Origin of the sequence: Arhodomonas sp. SL1 (genome assembly GCF_052060015.1) — a bacterium.
In the GTDB taxonomy this organism is placed as follows: domain Bacteria; phylum Pseudomonadota; class Gammaproteobacteria; order Nitrococcales; family Nitrococcaceae; genus Arhodomonas.
Window position 1 is genome coordinate 216,121 of the sequence record NZ_JBPODZ010000004.1, and the last position, 18,243, is coordinate 234,363.

20 protein-coding genes are annotated in these 18,243 nt (G+C 67.1%); 7 read left to right on the plus strand and 13 right to left on the minus strand.

The features are described 5' to 3' along the window. Positions 1 to 20: 20 nt before the first annotated feature. Positions 21 to 974, plus strand: coding sequence for a magnesium/cobalt transporter CorA (gene corA / locus ACQ754_RS08140; RefSeq protein WP_440996509.1), 954 nt, complete (start codon positions 21 to 23; stop codon positions 972 to 974). Between the two features lie 31 nt (positions 975 to 1,005). On the opposite strand, the gene ACQ754_RS08145 is transcribed toward corA, so the two are convergent. The 10 genes from ACQ754_RS08145 to ACQ754_RS08190 form a co-directional block, all read right to left on the minus strand. Next, the gene (locus tag ACQ754_RS08145) at positions 1,006 to 1,473 is read right to left on the minus strand and encodes an NUDIX domain-containing protein (protein WP_440996510.1); all 468 of its coding nucleotides are present in this window, start codon (positions 1,471 to 1,473) and stop codon (positions 1,006 to 1,008) included. Further along, on the minus strand, positions 1,470 to 2,147 hold the full coding sequence (locus ACQ754_RS08150; RefSeq protein WP_440996511.1) for a DUF4126 domain-containing protein: 678 nt from the start codon (positions 2,145 to 2,147) through the stop codon (positions 1,470 to 1,472). Before ACQ754_RS08150 ends, ACQ754_RS08145 begins: the two co-directional genes overlap by 4 nt. Positions 2,148 to 2,258: 111 nt before the next feature. Next, entirely contained in the window at positions 2,259 to 3,041 is a 783-nt protein-coding gene (locus ACQ754_RS08155) for an ABC transporter permease (protein WP_440996512.1), read from the minus strand. A 2-nt stretch (positions 3,042 to 3,043) separates the two neighbouring features. After that, the gene (locus tag ACQ754_RS08160; protein ID WP_440996513.1) at positions 3,044 to 3,946 is read right to left on the minus strand and encodes an ATP-binding cassette domain-containing protein; all 903 of its coding nucleotides are present in this window, start codon (positions 3,944 to 3,946) and stop codon (positions 3,044 to 3,046) included. A 33-nt stretch (positions 3,947 to 3,979) separates the two neighbouring features. Continuing rightward, on the minus strand, positions 3,980 to 4,741 hold the full coding sequence (locus ACQ754_RS08165; RefSeq protein WP_440996514.1) for an amino acid ABC transporter ATP-binding protein: 762 nt from the start codon (positions 4,739 to 4,741) through the stop codon (positions 3,980 to 3,982). A 14-nt stretch (positions 4,742 to 4,755) separates the two neighbouring features. After that, positions 4,756 to 5,424 carry an amino acid ABC transporter permease gene (locus tag ACQ754_RS08170; protein ID WP_440996515.1) on the minus strand — a complete coding sequence of 223 codons (669 nt, stop codon included), beginning with the start codon at positions 5,422 to 5,424 and terminating at the stop codon, positions 4,756 to 4,758. A 107-nt stretch (positions 5,425 to 5,531) separates the two neighbouring features. Then, positions 5,532 to 6,308 (minus strand): transporter substrate-binding domain-containing protein, encoded by a 777-nt coding sequence (locus ACQ754_RS08175; protein ID WP_440996516.1) that lies wholly within the window; start codon positions 6,306 to 6,308, stop codon positions 5,532 to 5,534. A gap of 109 nt (positions 6,309 to 6,417) precedes the next feature. Further along, positions 6,418 to 7,662 (minus strand): threonine ammonia-lyase, encoded by a 1,245-nt coding sequence (locus ACQ754_RS08180; protein WP_440996517.1) that lies wholly within the window; start codon positions 7,660 to 7,662, stop codon positions 6,418 to 6,420. Between the two features lie 143 nt (positions 7,663 to 7,805). Then, positions 7,806 to 8,783 (minus strand): porin, encoded by a 978-nt coding sequence (locus tag ACQ754_RS08185; RefSeq protein WP_440996518.1) that lies wholly within the window; start codon positions 8,781 to 8,783, stop codon positions 7,806 to 7,808. A gap of 263 nt (positions 8,784 to 9,046) precedes the next feature. Continuing rightward, the gene (locus ACQ754_RS08190; protein WP_440996519.1) at positions 9,047 to 10,105 is read right to left on the minus strand and encodes a Leu/Phe/Val dehydrogenase; all 1,059 of its coding nucleotides are present in this window, start codon (positions 10,103 to 10,105) and stop codon (positions 9,047 to 9,049) included. Positions 10,106 to 10,299: 194 nt separating this feature from the next. Between ACQ754_RS08190 and ACQ754_RS08195 the strand changes: the two genes are divergently transcribed. The 6 genes from ACQ754_RS08195 to ACQ754_RS08220 all read left to right on the plus strand — a co-directional run bounded on the left by ACQ754_RS08195 (position 10,300) and on the right by ACQ754_RS08220 (position 16,425). Next, positions 10,300 to 11,235, plus strand: a complete 936-nt coding sequence (locus ACQ754_RS08195; RefSeq protein WP_440996520.1) for a MurR/RpiR family transcriptional regulator — start codon at positions 10,300 to 10,302, stop codon at positions 11,233 to 11,235. Positions 11,236 to 11,363: 128 nt separating this feature from the next. Beyond that, entirely contained in the window at positions 11,364 to 12,341 is a 978-nt protein-coding gene (locus tag ACQ754_RS08200; protein WP_440996521.1) for a TAXI family TRAP transporter solute-binding subunit, read from the plus strand. Between the two features lie 88 nt (positions 12,342 to 12,429). Further along, complete coding sequence (locus ACQ754_RS08205) at positions 12,430 to 15,057, plus strand: TRAP transporter permease (protein ID WP_440996522.1); 2,628 nt, start codon at positions 12,430 to 12,432, stop codon at positions 15,055 to 15,057. A 34-nt stretch (positions 15,058 to 15,091) separates the two neighbouring features. Continuing rightward, a complete protein-coding gene (locus ACQ754_RS08210) occupies positions 15,092 to 15,532 on the plus strand; it encodes a universal stress protein (RefSeq protein ID WP_440996523.1) in 441 nt (146 codons plus the stop codon). Between the two features lie 9 nt (positions 15,533 to 15,541). Beyond that, positions 15,542 to 15,853: a DUF2288 domain-containing protein gene (locus ACQ754_RS08215; RefSeq protein WP_440996524.1), complete on the plus strand. Its 312-nt coding sequence runs from the start codon at positions 15,542 to 15,544 to the stop codon at positions 15,851 to 15,853. 98 nt (positions 15,854 to 15,951) lie between these two features. Continuing rightward, positions 15,952 to 16,425 carry a Crp/Fnr family transcriptional regulator gene (locus ACQ754_RS08220; RefSeq protein WP_440996525.1) on the plus strand — a complete coding sequence of 158 codons (474 nt, stop codon included), beginning with the start codon at positions 15,952 to 15,954 and terminating at the stop codon, positions 16,423 to 16,425. On the opposite strand, the gene msrA is transcribed toward ACQ754_RS08220, so the two are convergent. The 3 genes from msrA to ACQ754_RS08235 all read right to left on the minus strand — a co-directional run bounded on the left by msrA (position 16,426) and on the right by ACQ754_RS08235 (position 18,214). After that, a complete protein-coding gene (gene msrA, locus ACQ754_RS08225; protein WP_440996582.1) occupies positions 16,426 to 16,989 on the minus strand; it encodes a peptide-methionine (S)-S-oxide reductase MsrA in 564 nt (187 codons plus the stop codon). It lies immediately after the preceding gene. Continuing rightward, positions 16,979 to 17,428, minus strand: a complete 450-nt coding sequence (locus ACQ754_RS08230) for a PAS domain-containing protein (protein ID WP_440996526.1) — start codon at positions 17,426 to 17,428, stop codon at positions 16,979 to 16,981. The genes msrA and ACQ754_RS08230 overlap by 11 nt, the downstream gene beginning before the upstream one ends. 111 nt (positions 17,429 to 17,539) lie before the next feature. Further along, complete coding sequence (locus ACQ754_RS08235; RefSeq protein WP_440996527.1) at positions 17,540 to 18,214, minus strand: OmpW/AlkL family protein; 675 nt, start codon at positions 18,212 to 18,214, stop codon at positions 17,540 to 17,542. Positions 18,215 to 18,243: the final 29 nt, after the last annotated feature.

An 18,243-nucleotide genomic window follows, 5' to 3' on the forward strand; every position in this document is an offset into this window, starting at 1 on the left:
CCAACGTAGCCGGAGGATCCATGCTGCATGCGTTTGAGCTCAGGAAGGGGATCCTGAGCGCCGTTCCGGAGGACGAGGAGGGGACGGTGGACCTGGCGCGGGCGATGTGGATCGACCTGGTGGATCCCGACGATGGCGAGCGTGCACAGGTAGAGCGGTTGTATCGCCAGGAGCTCCCGGATGTGGAGGATGTCGAGGAGATCGAGGCGAGTGCTCGCTACTACGAGGACCAGGACGGCTTGCACGTCCATTCCCTGTTTCTCCAGGACATCGACGGCAGGCCGTTGAGCACCACGGTGGCCTTCATCCTCACCAGGGAGCGGCTATTCACCCTCCATGAGCACAGCCTTTCGGTGTTCCGCCTCCTCCGTCTCCGAGCCCGGCGTGAGCCGGACCTGGCCGAGGATCCCGCTTCACTGCTGCTCGGGCTGTTCGAGACCAAGGTGGAGAACCTGGCGGACCGCCTCGAGCAGGTGCATACCGAGCTGGAGCGGGTCAGCGCGCAAGTGCTCGCCGACGAGGACGACGTGGATCTGGAGGGGGCCATCGATGAGCTCACCCGGCAGGAGGACGTCAATGGCAAGATTCGGCTGTGCCTAATGGATACCCAGCGGGCGCTGACCTTTCTGCTGCGTCGCGGTCGGCTGAGCTCGGAGAACCGGGAGTGGATGCGCGAGCTGCTCCGGGACGTGGACTCGTTGCTGCCGCATAACCAGTTCCTGTTCGAGAAGGTAAACTTCCTGATGGACGCGGCCATCAGCTTCATCAACATCGAGCAGAACCAGATCATCAAGATCTTTTCCATCGCGGCGGTGGTGTTTTTGCCGCCCACGCTGGTTGCGAGTATCTACGGGATGAACTTCCGGGTGATGCCGGAGCTGGACTGGACCTTCGGCTATCCCCTCGCCCTCGGGCTGATGCTGCTCGCCGGCCTTGCGCCGTATCTGTACTTTAAGCGCAAGGGCTGGCTGTAACGGCGTGGGCGGTGGGTGCCGTGATGGCTACTCAGCCGAGTTCGAAACCGCCCAGCGCTGGGGCGTTGCCGGTATGCCGGGCGAGTAGCCGCCGCAGCCAGCGCTCCGCGGGATGGGCGCCCCCAGCCAAGGTCGCGGCGTCCGCGGGGAACAGCCAGCGCGCTTGGTCATGTTCACCGCTGAGTCGCAACGCAGCGGGGTTCGCGCTGCTGCAAAGGTAGGCCACGCCCACCAGCTCATTTGCCGGCACCGGCGCTCCATAGTGGAAGTGGGTGGTGCCGAGGATGGCCGTCGGTTGCACGAGCAGGCGCGTCTCCTCCTGGACCTCACGGTGCAGGGCGTCCTCGAAGCCTTCGCCCTGTTGCAGCCGGCCGGTGACGCATTCCCATACCCCCGGTGCGAACGCCTTGGAGCGGGCCCGTCGCAGCAGCAACACACGCCCGCCCTCGTCCTCGATAAGGGCGGCGACGCCGGCGAGGAAACGGCCGAGGCGGCTCACCGTTGCCGCTTGCCCCCGAGCCGGGGTTGGACCGGCGGGCCTTCCGGGGCCGGGGGTTCGGGGGGTGGGTCGCCGCCGTCGCGGCCCGTTACGGTACGGAACACCCGGCGTAGGCCTCGCCAGATACGGGGCAGCAGCCAGACGGCCAGGGCGATAAAGGCGACCAGGGCGAGCAGAAAGGCCAGCGGATACTGCAGCGCAAGCCATAGCCCACCGAAGACCATGGCGTCCTCGCCGATCGACGCGCCCCAGTTGGTGACCGGCTCTGGGGAGGTATTGATCAGTGCGCGGCCACCGGCCTTGACTGCGTGACTACCCGCCGCGAGCCCGCCTCCCACCAGGCCGGCGGCGATCTCTGCCGCCAGGGAGACCTCCCCGACCGCCGCCATTGCCAGCACCGCGCCGGCGGGCAGCCGGATGAAGGTGTGCAGCGCATCCCAGCCGGTATCCACGCCGGGCGTCTTGTCGGCGAAGAACTCCACCGCGTACATGAACCCGGCTGCGGCGAGGACGAGGGGCTCGCCGACGATCTCCAGCGACGGAGGTAGGGTCACATGGCCGAGGTTGTGCATCAGCCCCAGCCCCAGGATGGCCGCGTAGAGATTGATGCCGCTCGCCCAACCGACCCCGAGGGTCAGGGCGATGGTGGCGGTGAGCTGCTCGAGACCCGTCATGGCCGACAGTATAGGGGCTCAGTCACCGATGCACACGGATGCACCCGGATAGGTGGAAGAGACCACCAACCGCGGCTCGAATGCGACAGCCATGCGGAGTGGCCCGCCAGCCTATGTCTCCAGCCGGCGACGGGCCAACGCGCAGGCCAGCCAGATCCCGGCGCCGGCGTAGGCAGCCACCACCGCCAGGTGGGGGAGGACCCATTGTGGCCAGCTGCCCGTCATCAACGGTCGCACCAGGGCCACTACGTGGGCCAGGGGCAGGGCCATGGCCCCGCGGGCCACGGCCTCGGGCAGCTCGGCGAGGGGGAAGAACACACCGGAGACCAGCATCATCGGGGTGATCACCAGGGTGAAGTAATAGAGGAAGAAGTCGTAGCTGCGGGAGATGGTGGTAACGATCATCGCCAACGCGGCGAAGCAGGTGCCGGCCAGGGCCACCACCGGCAGCACCAGCAGCGCGCGGGGGCCCTCGGCGAGTCCCAGCGCCAGGGTCACCACCAGGATGGCGGCGGCGTTGATCAGGGCCTTGGTGGCCGCCCAGGCGATCTCGCCGATGACCACGTCGTCCACCGCCAGGGGCGCGTTGAGCATGGCCGCCCAGGTCTGCTGCATGGTCAGCCGCGTGTAGGCGGAATACAGGGCCTCGAAGGTCGCCCCCATCATGGCGCTGGAGCATACGATCCCGGAGGCGAGGAAGGCCATGTAGCCGAGGCCCTCCACCTCGCCCACCAACCGCCCCAGCCCGTAACCGAGTACCAGCAGGTAGAGCAGCGGGTCGGCGAAGTTACCGAGCAGTGAGGGCACCAGGAGCTTGCGCCAGACCAGGAAATTGCGCCGCCATACCGGCACCGCTCGAAGGCTCGGTCGTGGCGGTGTGGAGAGCCCGGTCATGGTCAGTCCCGCACCTGTCGGCCCGTGAGCCGGAGGAAGACGTCCTCCAGGTTGGCGGGGCGGTAGATGTAGTCGTCGCCGCAGTGCTGGCGCACGGAAGCGAGCAGCGGCTCGCGCTCATTGGTGTAGAGCAGCACCGTGCCCCCCACCCGCTCGGTGACCACGCCGGGCAGGCCGGGGGCCGGCCAGCCGGCGGCGGCGTCACCGCGTAGCTCCACTACATGGGCCTCGATATGACGGGCGATGAGCGCGCGGGGCGCGTCACAGGCGATGATGCGCCCGGCGTCGATGACCGCCGCGCGGTCGGCCAGCCGTTCCGCCTCCTCCATGTAATGGGTGGTCAGCAGCAGGGTGCGGCCCTCGGCCTTGAGGTGCTGGAGGCGCTCCCAGATGTGCTGGCGGGCCTGGGGGTCGAGCCCGGTGGTGGGCTCGTCGAGGACCAGCAGCGCGGGATCGTTCACGAGCGCCCGGGCCAGGGTGAGCCTTCGTTTCATACCCCCGGAGAGGGCGTTGATGGCCGCCCCGGCGCGCTCGGTAAGCTCGGCGAAGGCCAGCAGGTAATCGATGCGCGCCTCCACCGTCCGCCGGCCCAGGCCGAAATAGCTGCCGTAGGTGAGCAGGTTCTCACGTACGGTGAAATCCGGGTCGAGGCTGTCGAACTGCGGCACGATGCCGGTGTACGCCCGCATCGCCCGCGCCTCGCGCGGGACGCGGTGGCCGAGCACCTCGATGGTCCCGCCGCTAGGGGGCGTCAGCCCGAGGAGCATGCGCAGCGTCGTGGTCTTGCCGGCGCCATTGGGCCCGAGCAGCGCCAGGCACTCCCCGCGATGGATGTCCAGGTCCACCCCGTCGACCACGGTGGCGTCGCCGTAGCGCTTGAGCAGCCCGCGGGCCCGGGCGACCACGGCGGATCCCTCGCTGCTGGCCGGGCGCACGGCTTAGTGCTTGAGTACCCGGGAGAGGAACGCCTGGGTGCGCTCGTTCTTCGGGTTGTCGAACACCGCCTCGGGCGCCCCCTGTTCCACGATCTGGCCGCTGTGGATATAGATGGCGCGGTGGGCGACCTCGCGGGCGAAACCCATCTCGTGGGTGACCACCAGCATGGTCATGCCCTCGCGGGCGAGCTCCCGCATTACATCCAGCACCTCGCCGATCATCTCCGGGTCGAGTGCCGAGGTGGGCTCGTCGAAGAGCATCACCTTCGGCTCCATGGCCAGCGACCGGGCGATGGCCACGCGTTGCTGCTGGCCGCCGGAGAGCTGGCTCGGGTACTTGTCTGCCTGGTCGGCGATGCCCACGCGCTCGAGCAGGCGCTCGGCGTTCTCGGTGGCCTGCTCCCGGGACCAGCCCCGCACCTTCATCGGCGCCAGGGTGATGTTGTCGAGGACCTTCCGGTGGGGGAAGAGATTGAACTGCTGGAAGACCATGCCGACCTCCGTGCGGATGGCCTGCAGGGCGCCACGGCCGCCGCCGTGGGGCAGCAGCCGGTAACTGTCCACCTCGATGGCCCCGTCCTGGAAGGGCTCCAGGCCGTTGATGCAGCGGATCAGGGTGGACTTGCCGGAGCCGCTGGCCCCGATGATCACGATCACCTCACCGGGATCCACGGCCAGGTCCACGTCCTGTAGCACATGGAGGCTGCCGAAGTGCTTGTTCACCTTCTCCATGCGCACGATGGGCTCGTCGCTACGCTCGCTCACTCCAGGCTCCCTATTCAGGCGCGGCCGGCCGCACCGCGGCGTTCGTACATTCGCAACAGGAACGAAAGGCTCAGGGTGACGACCAGATAGAGCATCGCCACCATGAAATACGTCTCCAGCGCCGAGAAGGTGTCAGCGATGTAGATCTGCCCCTCGCGCACCAGCTCACCGACCCCGATCACCGAGAACAGCGAGGTGTCCTTGAGGCTGATGATCGCCTGGTTGCCGAGCGGCGGAACCATGCGGCGCAGCGCCTGGGGCCAGATGATGTAGTAGAAGGTCTGGCTGCGCGACAGGCCGAGTGACAGCCCCGCCTCCCGCTGCCCGCGCTCGATGGACTGTACGCCGCCGCGCACGATCTCGGAGATATAGGCGCCGGAGTTCAGGGCGATGGCCGCGACGCTGGCGGTGATCTTATCGATGGGCCCACCGAGGATCTGGGGGAGTCCATAGAAGATGAACAGCACCTGCACCAGCACGGGGGTGCCACGGAAGATCTCGATGTAGGTGATCGCCGGCGCCCGTGTGAACCGCGATGGCGCGATGCTGAGCAGCCCGAACAAGATGCCGATGAAGAAACCGATGAACAGCCCGCCGCCGGCGATGGCGACAGTCCAGGGTAGCCCTTGGAGCAGGTAAGGCAGCGCATTGAAGGCCGCCTGCCAGTCGAACTGGAACTCCACGTCGTCTCCCGCCTCTGTGGGGTTCGTGGTGGAAACGGCCGCCCCGCGGGCGGCCGGCGGACGGTACTTGTCTAGGGCCCGTCACCGGGGGGACGGGCCCGAGGGGGTCACTCGCTGTCCGGCAGCTCGCCGAACCACTTCTTGTAGATCTCGTCGTAGGTGCCGTCTTCCTTCATCGAGGCGAGTGCCTCGTTGGCGTCATCCACCCACTCGCTGCCCTCGACCAGGGCGAGACCGTATTGCTGCCCTTCATACAGGGGGCCTACCGTCTTCACCTGGCCCTCACCCTTTGTCTGGGCGAAGTAACCTACATTGGGGGCGTCGTAGAACACCGCGTCCACGGCACCGCCGAGCAGGGCCTGGTACATGTCGGAGCTGCCCGGATACGGCTCGATGGTGACGTCGCCACTGAGCTGGTTGCGCAGGTAGTCGTGGCTGGTGCTGCCGGTCTTGGTGCCCACGCTCTTGCCGTCGAGGTCCTCGACGGTCTGGATGGAGTCGTCATCGGCGTTGACGAGCAGTCGCAGACCGGAGTCGTAGTAGGGGTCGGTGAAGTCGACCACCTGCTCGCGCTCTTCGGTGATGGTGATGCCGGCGATGGCGATGTCCTTGTTGCCGGTCTGCAGCGCCGGGATGATGCCCTGGAAATCCATGGTCTCGAGCTCATAGTCGAAACCGGCGCGCTCGGCGACCTCGGCGAGGATGTCCATGTCGAAGCCGACCATCTCGCCGGTTTCCTGGTCGCGCATCTCGAAGGGCACGAAGCTCGGGTCGGTCACCGCCTGCAGGGTGGTTCGATCCTGGGCACCGGCGATCCCGGTTGCGGCGAGCGCCGCAGCCATGCAGCCGATGAGGGAGAATCCGCGCAAAGACTTGGTGTTCATTCTGCTCTCCTTAGTGGCTCTTCTCTTGTGGGCCTTGGCCGGAATGGCCTGACCAATGGTCACCGGGTAACGATGGGCCGGGAGAGCGCGGCCGTCAAGCCGCCCCCGGTCATCGCGGCACGGCGCGGCGCTCGTGGGGATGGGCCTCGCCGACCGGCACCACCGGATCGTAGCCTTCCTCGCGCAGGGCGCCGAGGATCTCCGCGGTGTGCTCGCCGCCCAGGGTCTCCAGGGTGGCCTCGACCTCCGTGGCGCGCAGCGACAGGTCGGTGAAGGTGCGCTGATGGGCGATCTGGATGACGTTGGCACCCCGGTCCGCCAGCAGCCGTGTGAGATCCGCCAGGGCGCCGGGGACGTCGGGGATGCCGACGCGCACGCGCACGATGCGTCCCGAGCGGACCAGGCCGCGCTGGATCACCGAGGACAGCGGCAGCAGGTCGATGTTGCCGCCGCAGAGGATCAGGCCCACTCGCTGGCCGCGGAAGCGCTCCGGGTCGGCGAGCACGGCGGCGAGCCCGGCGGCGCCGGCCCCCTCGGCGACTGTTTTCTCGATGTCGAGGAACAGCAGCACCGCCCGCTCGATGACGGGCTCGTCGACCAGCACCACGTCGTCGACGAGCTCACGGATGATGGGCAGGGTCAGGCGACCCGGCTCCTTGACGGCGATCCCCTCGGCGATGGTGGCCGGGCCGCATTGCACTGGCTTGCCGGCCAATGCCTGGCGCACCGCCGGGAAGCGCGTGGTCTGTACGCCGATGATGCGGATATCCGGGTTGAGTGCCCGGGCGGCGATGGCGTTGCCGGCGATGAGCCCGCCGCCGCCGATGGGGATCACCAGGGTATCCAGGGTCGGGTGGGCCTCGAGCATCTCCAGGGCGATGGTGCCCTGGCCGGCGATCACCCGCTCGTCATCGTAGGGGTGGATGAAGACATAGCCGTGTTCCTTGGCGAGGCGCCCGGCATATTCCCCGGCCTCGGCGACGCCTTCGCCCTCGAGGTGCACCTCGGCGTCGAAGGCCCGGGTGTTGCGCACCTTTACGTTGGGGGTGTGCCGGGGCATGACGATGGTGGCATGGATGCCGAGGCGTTGCGCGTGGTAGGCCACCGCCTGGGCGTGGTTGCCCGCGGACATAGCGATCACCCCGCGGCGGCGCTCCTCGGGGGTCAGCGCCAGCAGTCGGTTGAGGGCACCGCGTTCCTTGAACGCCGCGGTGAACTGGTGGTTCTCGAACTTGACGTAGAGCTCACAGCCGGCGATCTGGGACAGCGTGCGGGAGTGTTCGCAGGGAGTGTGAACGATGCTGGCGGCGATATGCGCCGCGGCGTCGCGGATGTTGTCGACGGACAGGCTCATGGCGGGATGCTCCGCATTGGCGCGCTTTGCCGGATAGTGTAACGGTGCCGCGCCGCCGCGCCAGCGGGTGCGTGTTCCCCCAGTATGGAAAGGGCCGACCCGCCGGATCAGCCCTTGTTCCCTGTCCTGGTGGTCGGTGATGCTTAGAAGCTGTAGACCACACCGGCGCCGACGGCGTCATCGGCGTCGTTGTCCTTGTCGTACCAGCCGGCCTCGGCGTAGACGTACATGTTGTTGCCGACGTTGTAAGTGCCAAGGATCTGGAACTCCGTGCGGCTATCGCCGTTGTCCGGGTCCACCTCGTTGATGGTGGTGGTGATCTCGCCGTTGCCGTAGTCGTAGCCGGCGTTGATGCCGTAGATGTCCACCTCATCATCGGCGAGGGTCTCGCCCTGGCTCGAGAAACGGGCGGCCAGAGTGACAGGGGCGAGATCCCAGGTCACCGACGCGCCGAAGACGCCGTCCTCGGCGGCTTCACCGGTGCCGTTATCGACGATGCCGCGATCGTCGTAGCCCACCGCGAAGCTCAGGGCCTCCATCTCGTACATGCCGACGACCTGGAAGGCGGTCTCGTCGGTGAGCGGCTGGCGCCCGGTGGCGCTGTCACCGTCGCCACGGATCTGGCTGGCGATCTGGAAGGAAAAGCCGTTCATCGCCGGCGAGAAGTAGGCGATGGTGTCACCCTCGCCGGAGTTGTCGGCGCCACTGGGGCTGAAGGCCTCGAAGGGGTCGACGGGGTCGTAGATGGCGTCGGTGTAGATGTTGTCCCAGGAGCCGGCGCGGAGGTTACCGAAGTCACCTCGGACGCCCAGGTAGGCCTGGTCGCCGTCGTTGAGGCCGCCGTTGGCCTTCGCCTCGTTGGCATCGTGCTCGAACTCGGCCTTGAAGTAGCCGGTGAGCCCATTGTCCCAGCGATGCGCGCCGGCGAATCCCACGGTGGAACCGTTGTCGGCGAACTCGGACTTCCCGTCACCATTCTCGTCGTTCTGCTCGTAGTAGATGAACTGGAGGTCACCGTAGACGGAGAAGGTGGTGTCGTCGTTGATCCGGAAGTCGGCGGCCTGGGCCCCGGTGGCCCCGACGGCGGCGGCAATGGCGAGTGCGGAAACGGTGCGCTTCATGGTTGCGTCCTCATTTGGTTGGCTGTAACAATCCCGTCACATAAATAGTAACGAGAATCGATCGCAACCGTAGCGCAGTAGGTGCGGCAACACAACAGGTACGTTGCGTGTGTAACGAAAAATTCATCATCCGTTGTGTTCTTACAACAACACGCCGCGGGCGAAGGCCCTGTCCCTCAGCCGGAGCTGTGTTCCGGGGCGTGTCGAGAGATCCCTACCGGCTGGGCGGATAGTGGTGCGGCGGGGTGCGGCCTCCCGAGGGGTCAGCCCGCGGCGTGGAGCCGCTCCTCGGCGATGCGGTCCGCGATCTCATTGGTAGGCAGTCCCTCACGGCGGGAGCGCCCGAAGATCTCGGTGAGGGTATCGGCGATGGCGTCAATGCGGCGGCGAACACGGAACGGGTCGTAGCCGTGATGTTCGTCGGCCACGTCGATGACACCGCCGGCGTTGATGACGTAGTCGGGGGCGTAGAGGATACCGCGGCGACGCAGGCGCTCCCCGTCGGCCTCGGTGGCGAGCTGGTTGTTGGCGGAGCCGGCGACGATGGCGGCCTGGATCTCCGGGATGGTGTCCTCATTGAGCACGGCACCGAGCGCGCAGGGGGCGAAGACCTCCACCGGCGCGGCGTGGATGGCGTCGACGCCCACCACCTCGGCATTGAATTCGGCGCTTGCCCGGCGTACGGCGTCCTCCTGGATGTCGCTCACCCAGAGCTCCGCGCCGGCTTCGTGGAGCAGGGCCGCGAGGTGGTGGCCGACATGGCCGAGACCCTGGATCCCGACCCGGAGCCCGTGGAGGTCGGCACGCCCCAGGGCCTCGCGGGCACAGGCCTGCATGCCCACGAACACCCCCCGGGCCGTAGCCGGCGAGGGGTCGCCGCTATGCACTTCCCCGTTTTCGTCGCGCTTGTCGGCGATGCCTACCACATGGTCGGTTTCCTCCGCCATGGCCCGAAGATCGTCGACCCCGGTGCCGGAATCCTCCGCGGTGACATAGCGCCCGCCGAGGCTCTCGACGAACCGGCCCATCGCCCGTAGCAATGCGGGGGATTTCCCCCTATGGGGATCGGCGATCACCACCGCCTTACCGCCGCCGAGGGGCAGCCCGGCCATGGCGGACTTGTAGGTCATTCCTCGGGAGAGCCGAAGCACGTCGGTGAGGGCCTCGCCGCTATCCGCGTACGGGTAGATGCGGCAGCCACCGAGCGCCGACCCCAGGCGCGTGTCGTGAATGGCGATGATGGCGCGCAGCCCCGATGCCTCTTCGTAGCCGAAGACCACCCGTTCGTGGCCACGGAACTCGGGATGCTCGAATGTGCTCATGGCGAGTCCTCCTCACATCACTGGCAATCCCGCCTTTTGAGCGGCCTGCCCCTGCATCAGTGTATCCCCGCCCCGTGGCGGTTGTCTCGACGGAACGCCTCCCTCACGGCGCGTTGGATATTTGCGCGGAAGGGACGGTTCCGCAAGCATGGCTTGCGTCCTCCCGGCGGGCTGTTATCCTCGCCGGAAACGAAATGATGACGAGGGGAGCGCAGGCATCCGTGGAGAACGCCGTGGGGCGGCATCCGCCCGCGAATCTCGAGGAGCTCCGGGAGCTCCTCGCCGAGATCCAGGCCGGTCGGCCCGGCTACCGGCTCGGCCGCCGGGCGGTATCGGTGCTCGCCGATATGGTCGCCGCCCCGCGCCAGGCTGCGGTATACAGCATCACGGAGCTCGCGGACGCCTTTGCCGTCCACCCCTCGACGTTGACCCGTCTGGCCAAGGCGCTCGGCTATCGCGGATTCGCGGAGCTGCAGGCCGTCTTCCGTCGCCACGTGGCCCAGACCGGCCATTTCTACAGCGGCCAGGTCTCGCGGCTGCGGGATGTCAGCGGCCGGCAGCACCAGTCCCTCGACTTGTTGTCCCGTATCGCCCGGGAGGAACGCGGCAATGTCCAGGGCATGCTCAACAACCTGGACGTCGCCAGCCTCGAGGGGGCGGTGGCGCTGATGGTGGCGGCGCCGCGGGTGCGGGTGCTCGGCCTGCGCCAGTCCCATCCGCTGGCGAGTTTCTTTTCCTACGCCCTCGGCATGCTGCGCGGGGATGTCACGACCTTCGACGCCGAGCATGGCCTCGCCCACGGCCTCGCGCAGATGAGCGGCGAGGACCTGCTGGTGGCCATAGGTTTCGCCCCGTATACCCGGGCCACGGTGACCGCCGCCGAGCTGGCGCGCCGGGAGGGCATGGCTGTGATTACCGTCACCGACAGCTATGCTTCCCCACTGGCGGCCCAGGCGCGACATGCGTTCGTGGCTCCGGCGGGGGGGCTGTTTTTCAGCAACAGCATGGGCTCGGCCCTGGTCCTCATCGAGGGCCTGCTCGCCTTGGTGGCGCGGGCGCTGGGGGATGACGCGCTCACCGCCCTCGAGCGGCGTGAGCAACTCATTAGGGCGCTGGATGTCGAGCTCTGACGGCGGCGAGCGCGGGTGGTGCGCCCGGCTCGTTGCGCCATAATTTGGTCACGGCTCCATGGGAGCAACCACAAGCGGGCGACGGATGTCGTCCGGACAACGCCAAGCTGAGAGGGAGGAACCCAATCATGCAATACAGCAGCAAGTGGCTCGCGGGTATCGTCGGCGGCGCCCTGGCGATGGGCGCGTCCATGGGTGTGAGCGCCCAGGACGAGTTCGTCACCATCGGCACCGGTGGCGTCACCGGCGTGTACTATCCGGCGGGCGGCGCGATCTGCCGTCTGGTCAACAAGGACCGTGACGAGCACGGCGTGCGCTGCTCGGTGGAGAGCACCGGCGGCTCGGTATACAACCTCAATGCCCTACGCGGTGGCGAGCTGGACTTCGGTGTGGTGCAGTCCGACTGGCAGTACCATTCCTACAACGGCACCAGCCGCTTCGAGGAGCAGGGGCCCCACGAGGAGCTGCGGGCGGTGTTCTCGCTGCATCCCGAGCCCTTCACCGTAGTGGCCCGCCAGGATGCCGGGATCACTGACTTCGAGGACCTCAAGGGCAAGCGCGTCAACGTCGGCAATCCCGGTTCCGGCCAGCGTGGCACCATGGAGGTCGTCATGGAGGCCATGGGCTGGAGCATGGACGACTTCTCGCTCGCCTCGGAGCTCAAGGCCTCGGAGATGTCCTCGGCACTGTGCGACAACAACATCGACTCCTTCGTCTACGTGGTGGGCCATCCCTCCGGTGCCATCGAGGAATCGGCGACGGCGTGTGATTCCCGGCTGGTGAACGTCGAGAACGACGCCGTGCAGGGGCTGGTGGATGACAACCCGTATTACTCCTTCGCCACCATTCCCGGTGGCATGTATCGCGGCACCGACGAGGACGTGACCACCTTCGGCGTCCGTGCCACCTTCGTGTCCAGCACGGACACCTCGGAGGATGCCGTCTACACGCTGGTCAAGGCGGTGTTCGAGAACTTCGACCAGTTCACCTCCCTGCATCCGGCCTTCCAGATCCTGGAGAAGCAGGAGATGGTGCAGGCCTCGCTCACCGCGCCGCTGCATCCCGGGGCGGAGAAGTACTACAAGGAGGCCGGGCTCCTGGAGTGAGGCCGATGTAAAGTCGATACGCGGGGGCGCCATCCGGGGTGTGGCGCCCCCGTTGCCTGGGCATCGCACAGTCACGGGATAACGAGAAATGACCAGCTCTGACCGGCCGGATTCCCCAGACCAAGAGGAGGGCGCGGGCGGTGCCGACGAGGTGCTGTCCACGGAAACAGGCGGGCGACGCCCCCATGGCTTCGCGGCACGGGTGCTGTTCTTTGTGCCCCTGGCATGGTCACTGTTCCAGCTCTGGTATGCCGCGCCGCTGCAGTACATCCTCGGCTTCGCGATACTCAACAGCACCGAGGCGCGCGCCATCCACTTGGCGTTCGCCATGTTCCTGGCGTTTCTGGCGTTCCCCGCCCTGAAGCGTTCCCGGCGGGACATCGTACCCGCCGCCGATTGGATCCTGGCCCTGGTCGCCGCGTTCTCTGCGGCCTATTTGTATCTCTTCTACGAACAACTCTCCCAGCGCCCGGGACTGTACAACTGGTATGACATCAGCGTGGCGGTGGTGGGCATGATCCTGCTGCTGGAGGCCACCCGGCGGGCGCTGGGTCCGCCGCTGATGGTGGTGGCGTTGATCTTCCTCGGCTATACCTTCCTCGGCCCGTACATGCCGGACGTGATCAGCCATGACGGGGCCAGCCTTGGCCGCGCGATGGGCCAGTACTGGCTGACCACCGAGGGCGTGTTCGGCGTCGCCCTGGGGGTGTCGACGAGCTTCGTGTTCCTGTTCGTGCTCTTCGGCGCGCTGCTCGAGCAGGCGGGTGCGGGCAACTACTTCATCAAGGTGGCCTTCGCGCTGCTCGGGCATATGCGCGGGGGGCCGGCCAAGGCCGCGGTGGTGGCCTCAGGTCTGTCGGGCATCATCTCCGGGTCCTCCATCGCCAACGTGGTGACCACCGGCACCTTCACCATCCCGCTGATGAAGCGGGTGGGCTTCTCCTCCACCAAGGCCGGTGCCGTGGAGGTCGCCGCGTCCACCAATGGTCAGCTCACACCGCCGGTGATGGGTGCGGCGGCGTTCCTCATGGTGGAGTACGTCGGCATCCCCTATATCGACGTGGTCCGGCACGCCATCCTGCCGGCGCTGCTCGGCTACATCGGGCTCATTTACATGGTCCACCTGGAGGCGGTCAAGGCCGGTATCCGCCCCCTCCACAAGCCCGATCGCGGACCGTTGTACGCGCGCCTGGCCATGACGGCCGGCATTGTGTTTGCCATCTGCGCACTGAGCCTGCTGGTGTACTATGGCATCGGCTGGATCAAGGTGCTGGCCCCGGACGCATCGATGGCCATCATCGGTGTGCTCATGGCGGCGTCGTACGTGGCCCTGGTGTGGCTGGCGGCACGGCAGCCCGAGCTCACCGCGGAGTTCGAGCAGGACCCGGAAACCGGCGACGTGAAGGTGCCGGAGACCGGTCCCACCGTGCGCGCGGGCCTGTATTTCCTGCTCCCCGTAGTGGTGCTCGTCTGGTGCCTGATGGTGGAGCGCTTCTCCCCGGGGCTGTCCGCGTTCTGGGCGGTGTGCTCGCTGATCCTCATCGCCCTGACCCACCGTCCCCTGGAGGCATTCTTCCGCGGCCGCGGTGGGCTCTCCGGGGAGACCCTCCGCGGGGGGCGGGAGCTGGTGCTCGGGCTGGTGGAAGGCGCCCGCAACATGATCGGTATCGGTGTGGCCACGGCCACGGCGGGTATCGTCGTGGGCACGGTGACGCTAACCGGCATCGGGTTGGTGATGACCGAGTTCGTGGAATTCATCTCCGGTGGCAGCCTGATCCTGATCCTGCTGTTCACCGCCGTGATCAGCCTGCTCCTGGGCATGGGCCTGCCCACCACCGCCAACTACATCGTGGTCTCCACGCTGATGGCGCCGGTGGTGGTGGAGCTCGCCGCACAGCACGGCCTGGTGGTGCCGCTGATCGCCGTGCACCTGTTCGTGTTCTACTTCGGCATCCTCGCCGACGACACGCCCCCCGTCGGTCTCGCCGCCTTCGCCGCTTCGGCCATCTCCGGCGCAGACCCCATCCGCACCGGTGTCCAGGGTTTCACCTACGATATCCGCACGGCGATCCTGCCGTTCATGTTCATCTTCAACACACAGATCCTGCTCATCGGCCTTACCGGCGTGGTGGACCTGGTCATTACCATCGCCTCGGCGGTGGCCGCCATGCTCCTGTTCGCCGCCGCCACCCAGGGGTTCTGGCTGACCCGGACGCGCTGGTACGAGACGGTGGCGTTGCTGCTGGTGGCCTTCAGTCTGTTCCGTCCCGGTTTCTGGTGGGACGAGATCTATCCGTCCTACCAGGAGCTCGACGGCGCCGAGCTCGTCGAGGTGGCCGAGCAGCAGCCCGCCGGGGGGCAGGTGCCTATCCATATCCAGGGCATGACCATCGAGGGCCGCGAGGTGGACAAGACCATCCTCCTGCCCCTCGGCGAGCCGGCGGAGGGCGAGGAGCGGCTGCGCAACGCCGGGCTGTTCCTGCGCGAGCAGGGCGAGGAGCTGGTGGTCGAGCGGGTGCGCTTTGGCAGCTCGGCCCGGAAGGCGGGGCTGGACATGGGCTTCCGGATCGTTTCGGTGCAGGTGGACAATGAGCGCCCCCCCAAGGAGCTGGTCTACATTCCAACCCTGGCGCTGCTGGCACTAGTGGCGTGGCTGCAGCTTCGCCGTCGGCGACGGGAGGCGGTGGCCGCTGGTGAACAGGCGCCGGCACACTGACGTAATCGGCTCCGGCTGAGGGAGGAACCCCGCGATGTTCCGGAAACTGCTACTACCGGTGGACCTTCAGGACAGCGGTCCCGGCGATGAGGCCGCCAGGCTGGCGGTAGGCCTCGCCCGGGCCCATGGGGCCAGCATCCATCTGCTGAGCGTCTTCCCGGGCGTCGGTCTGCCCTGGGTGTCCACATACTTCCCGGCCGACAGCCTGCATCGGGCCCGGGAAGATCTGCGCGCCCACTTGCAGCGGTGGGCAGCGGAACACATACCCGAGGAGATCCCCCACACCGCCAATATCGCAGAGGGGGCGCCCCACCGCCGCATCCTCGAGGAGATCGATCGGGTGGGGGCCGATCTCGTGGTGCTGCCGAGCCATGACGAGTCCGGCGCCGAGCGGATCCTGCTCGGCTCGGTGGCCACCAAGGTGGTGGAGCATTCCCACGTCTCGGTGCTGGTGGTGCGCCATCCGGGTGGGTAGGATGGGGGCATGAGTGATGCCCCGAACCTGCGTGAACGCCTCAACGCCGAGACCGGGCGGATCCGCTGGTCGGAGTTGGAGCGCCACTTCGCCCGTGGCGCCACGGTGACGGTGGCGCCGGATCTGGACTTGGTGGAGGTGGCGGTCTGCTTCGTCGACGACGACACCGATCGGGTCCAATCGTGGCTTGAGCGCGGTGAAGTCGCGCGAACCGGGGACGACGAGGCCCGTCGCTGGTCCGCCGTCGACGCCGAGCTCTGGGCCGTGGTGGTGCCCCCCTGGGTCCTGGTGCAGGAACCGCGGCCGGCGCATCTGCATTGAGCCCGCTGCATCGGATGGGATCATCGTCTACCCTGACGGAATCCCGGTACACTCTTGCTACCGGCACGATCCCCGGTGGGCAGTAGGGAGTATTTGTGGTGACCAAGGAAGCCATCAAGAAGGTCCTGGCGGAGGAGGCGTTCTTCTCGGACCTGGATCCGAAGATCCTGGATGTCCTCGCCAAGCATGCCCGTGAGCGGACGCTCGAGCGCAACGAGATCCTGTTCGGCCACGGTGACCCGGCGCAGCATTTTTATCTGTTGCGGGACGGCCGAATCGTGATCGAGGTGCCGGCCATAGAGGGTCCGTCACTGGAGGTGCAGGAGCTGGATGCCGGGCACGTCCTGGGCTGGTCCTGGCTGATCCCGCCCTATCGCTGGAGCTTCCAGGCCCGCGCCGACGAGCCTACCCACGTGGTCGAGTTCGACGGGGAGTCCATCCGCGCCCGCTGCGACGAGGATCCGATGATGGGTTATGTGGTGCTCAAGCGCTTCGCGAGCCTGATGTCCGAGCGCCTGGATGCCGCCCGGCAGAAGATGATGGAGGAGTGGAATCCGCCGGGATTTGCCTGATTACTCCGCCGGCGGATTCTTGAGGCGCTCCGAGAAACGGCGGCGGAACGCCGCCAGCTTGGGCGCGATCACCACCTGGCAGTAGCCTTGCCCGGGATTACGGGCGAAGTAGTCGTGATGATAGGGCTCCGCGGGGTGGAATGCCCCCAAGGGGGCGACCTCGGTAACAATGGGGGCGTCGAAGACCCCTTCGCGCTCCAGTTCGTCGATGACCGCCCTTGCCTGTCGCTGCTGTTCGTCGTCCTCATAGAGGATGATGGAGCGGTACTGTGGCCCTATGTCGTGGCCCTGGCGGTTCGGGGTGGTCGGATCGTGGACGCTGAAGAACACCCGCAGCAGATCGGCATACTCGATCACGGCAGGGTCATAGTCGATCCGTACCACCTCGGCGTGGCCGGTGCGCCCGGTACACACCTCCCGGTAGGTGGGCCCCGGATGGTGGCCCCCGGCGTAGCCGGGCGTCACCGCGCGGACGCCGGCGAGCTCCGCGAACACCGCCTCCAGGCACCAGAAGCAGCCGCCGCCGAGGGTGGCCTGTGGTTCGGTTTCCGGGTCAGCTGCCATCATGGCCCCCCTCGTCAGCCAGGCGTCCGCCGAGCCGCCGGATCTCCTGTTCCGCCTCCACCCGAGCGGTTACGTCCTTCTGGATGCCAATGTAATAGGTCAGGCGATCCTCGTCGTTGAACACCGGGGTAATGGAGAGCTCGTTCCAGAACAGTGAGCCGTCCTTGCGGTAGTTGCGCAGCGTGACCCGGCAGGGCTCGTTGGCCTTCAGCGCGGCGCGAATCCGGCTTATGCCCGGCTGATCACGGTCGTTTCCCTGCAGGAAGCGGCAGTCCTGGTAGAGGATCTCGTCGCGGGTATAGCCGGTGAGCCGCTCGAAGGCGGCGTTGGCGTAGATCAGGATGTGATCGTCGCCCTCCTGCTCGGCCACCACGATGCCGTCATTGGCGGCATCCAGCAGACGCTGGAGCAGGGCAGGGTCAAGGTGTTCCACGTCCATCGCAGATGAGGTCCCCTGTTGACCGGATCTCCAGCTTAGGGACCACCGGGACGCGTCGCAAGCACAGGCCACCCCGCCGGCGGTACCGGCGGGGTGGCAGATGGGTCGACCTTAGAATCGATAGCCGACGCCCAGGGTGTAGACCCAGGGATCGATGTCCACGTCCATGGTGGCGCGGGCGTCGCCCGGTCCCTTCAGGGTGGCGTCGGTGTCGATGTCGATATAGCGGATGTCCGCATTCAGCAGCCACCGGTTGCCGAGCTCGTAGTCCACGCCCACCTGTCCGGCGAGCCCCCAGGAGTCATCCAGGTCCAGCCGCGTGAAGCCCAACGCCTTGGTGTCGCCGTCCACGTCCTTGTCGAAGAAGCGCGTGTAGTTCACCCCGATCCCCGCGTAGGGGCGGAACTGGGTCCCCGTATCGAAGTGATACTGCAGGCTCAGCGTCGGCGGCAGGTGCTTGGTGGAGCCGACGTCGACCCCGTCGAGCATCCCGGTGCCCTCGATGTCGTGCTCAAAGGGGAACGCGCCGAGCAGCTCCACGGCCACGTTGTCGGTCATGAAGTAACTAACGGTGAAGCTGGGGCGGGTGTCGCTGTCCACGTTCACCCCGGCATTGGTGCCGGCGAGGGCGCCGCCGGGGTTGCTGCTGTCGTCGTCCGGGTCCACCAGGGACAGGCCGCCACGGACGATCCAGTCACCGGCGTCTGCGGCGGCCACCGGCGCTGCCAGGGTCGCCGCCAGTACGCCCGCCGCGGCAAGGGTAGAAAGCTTCAGTGCACGTTCCATGACATGCTCCTCTTTTGGTAACAGATGAC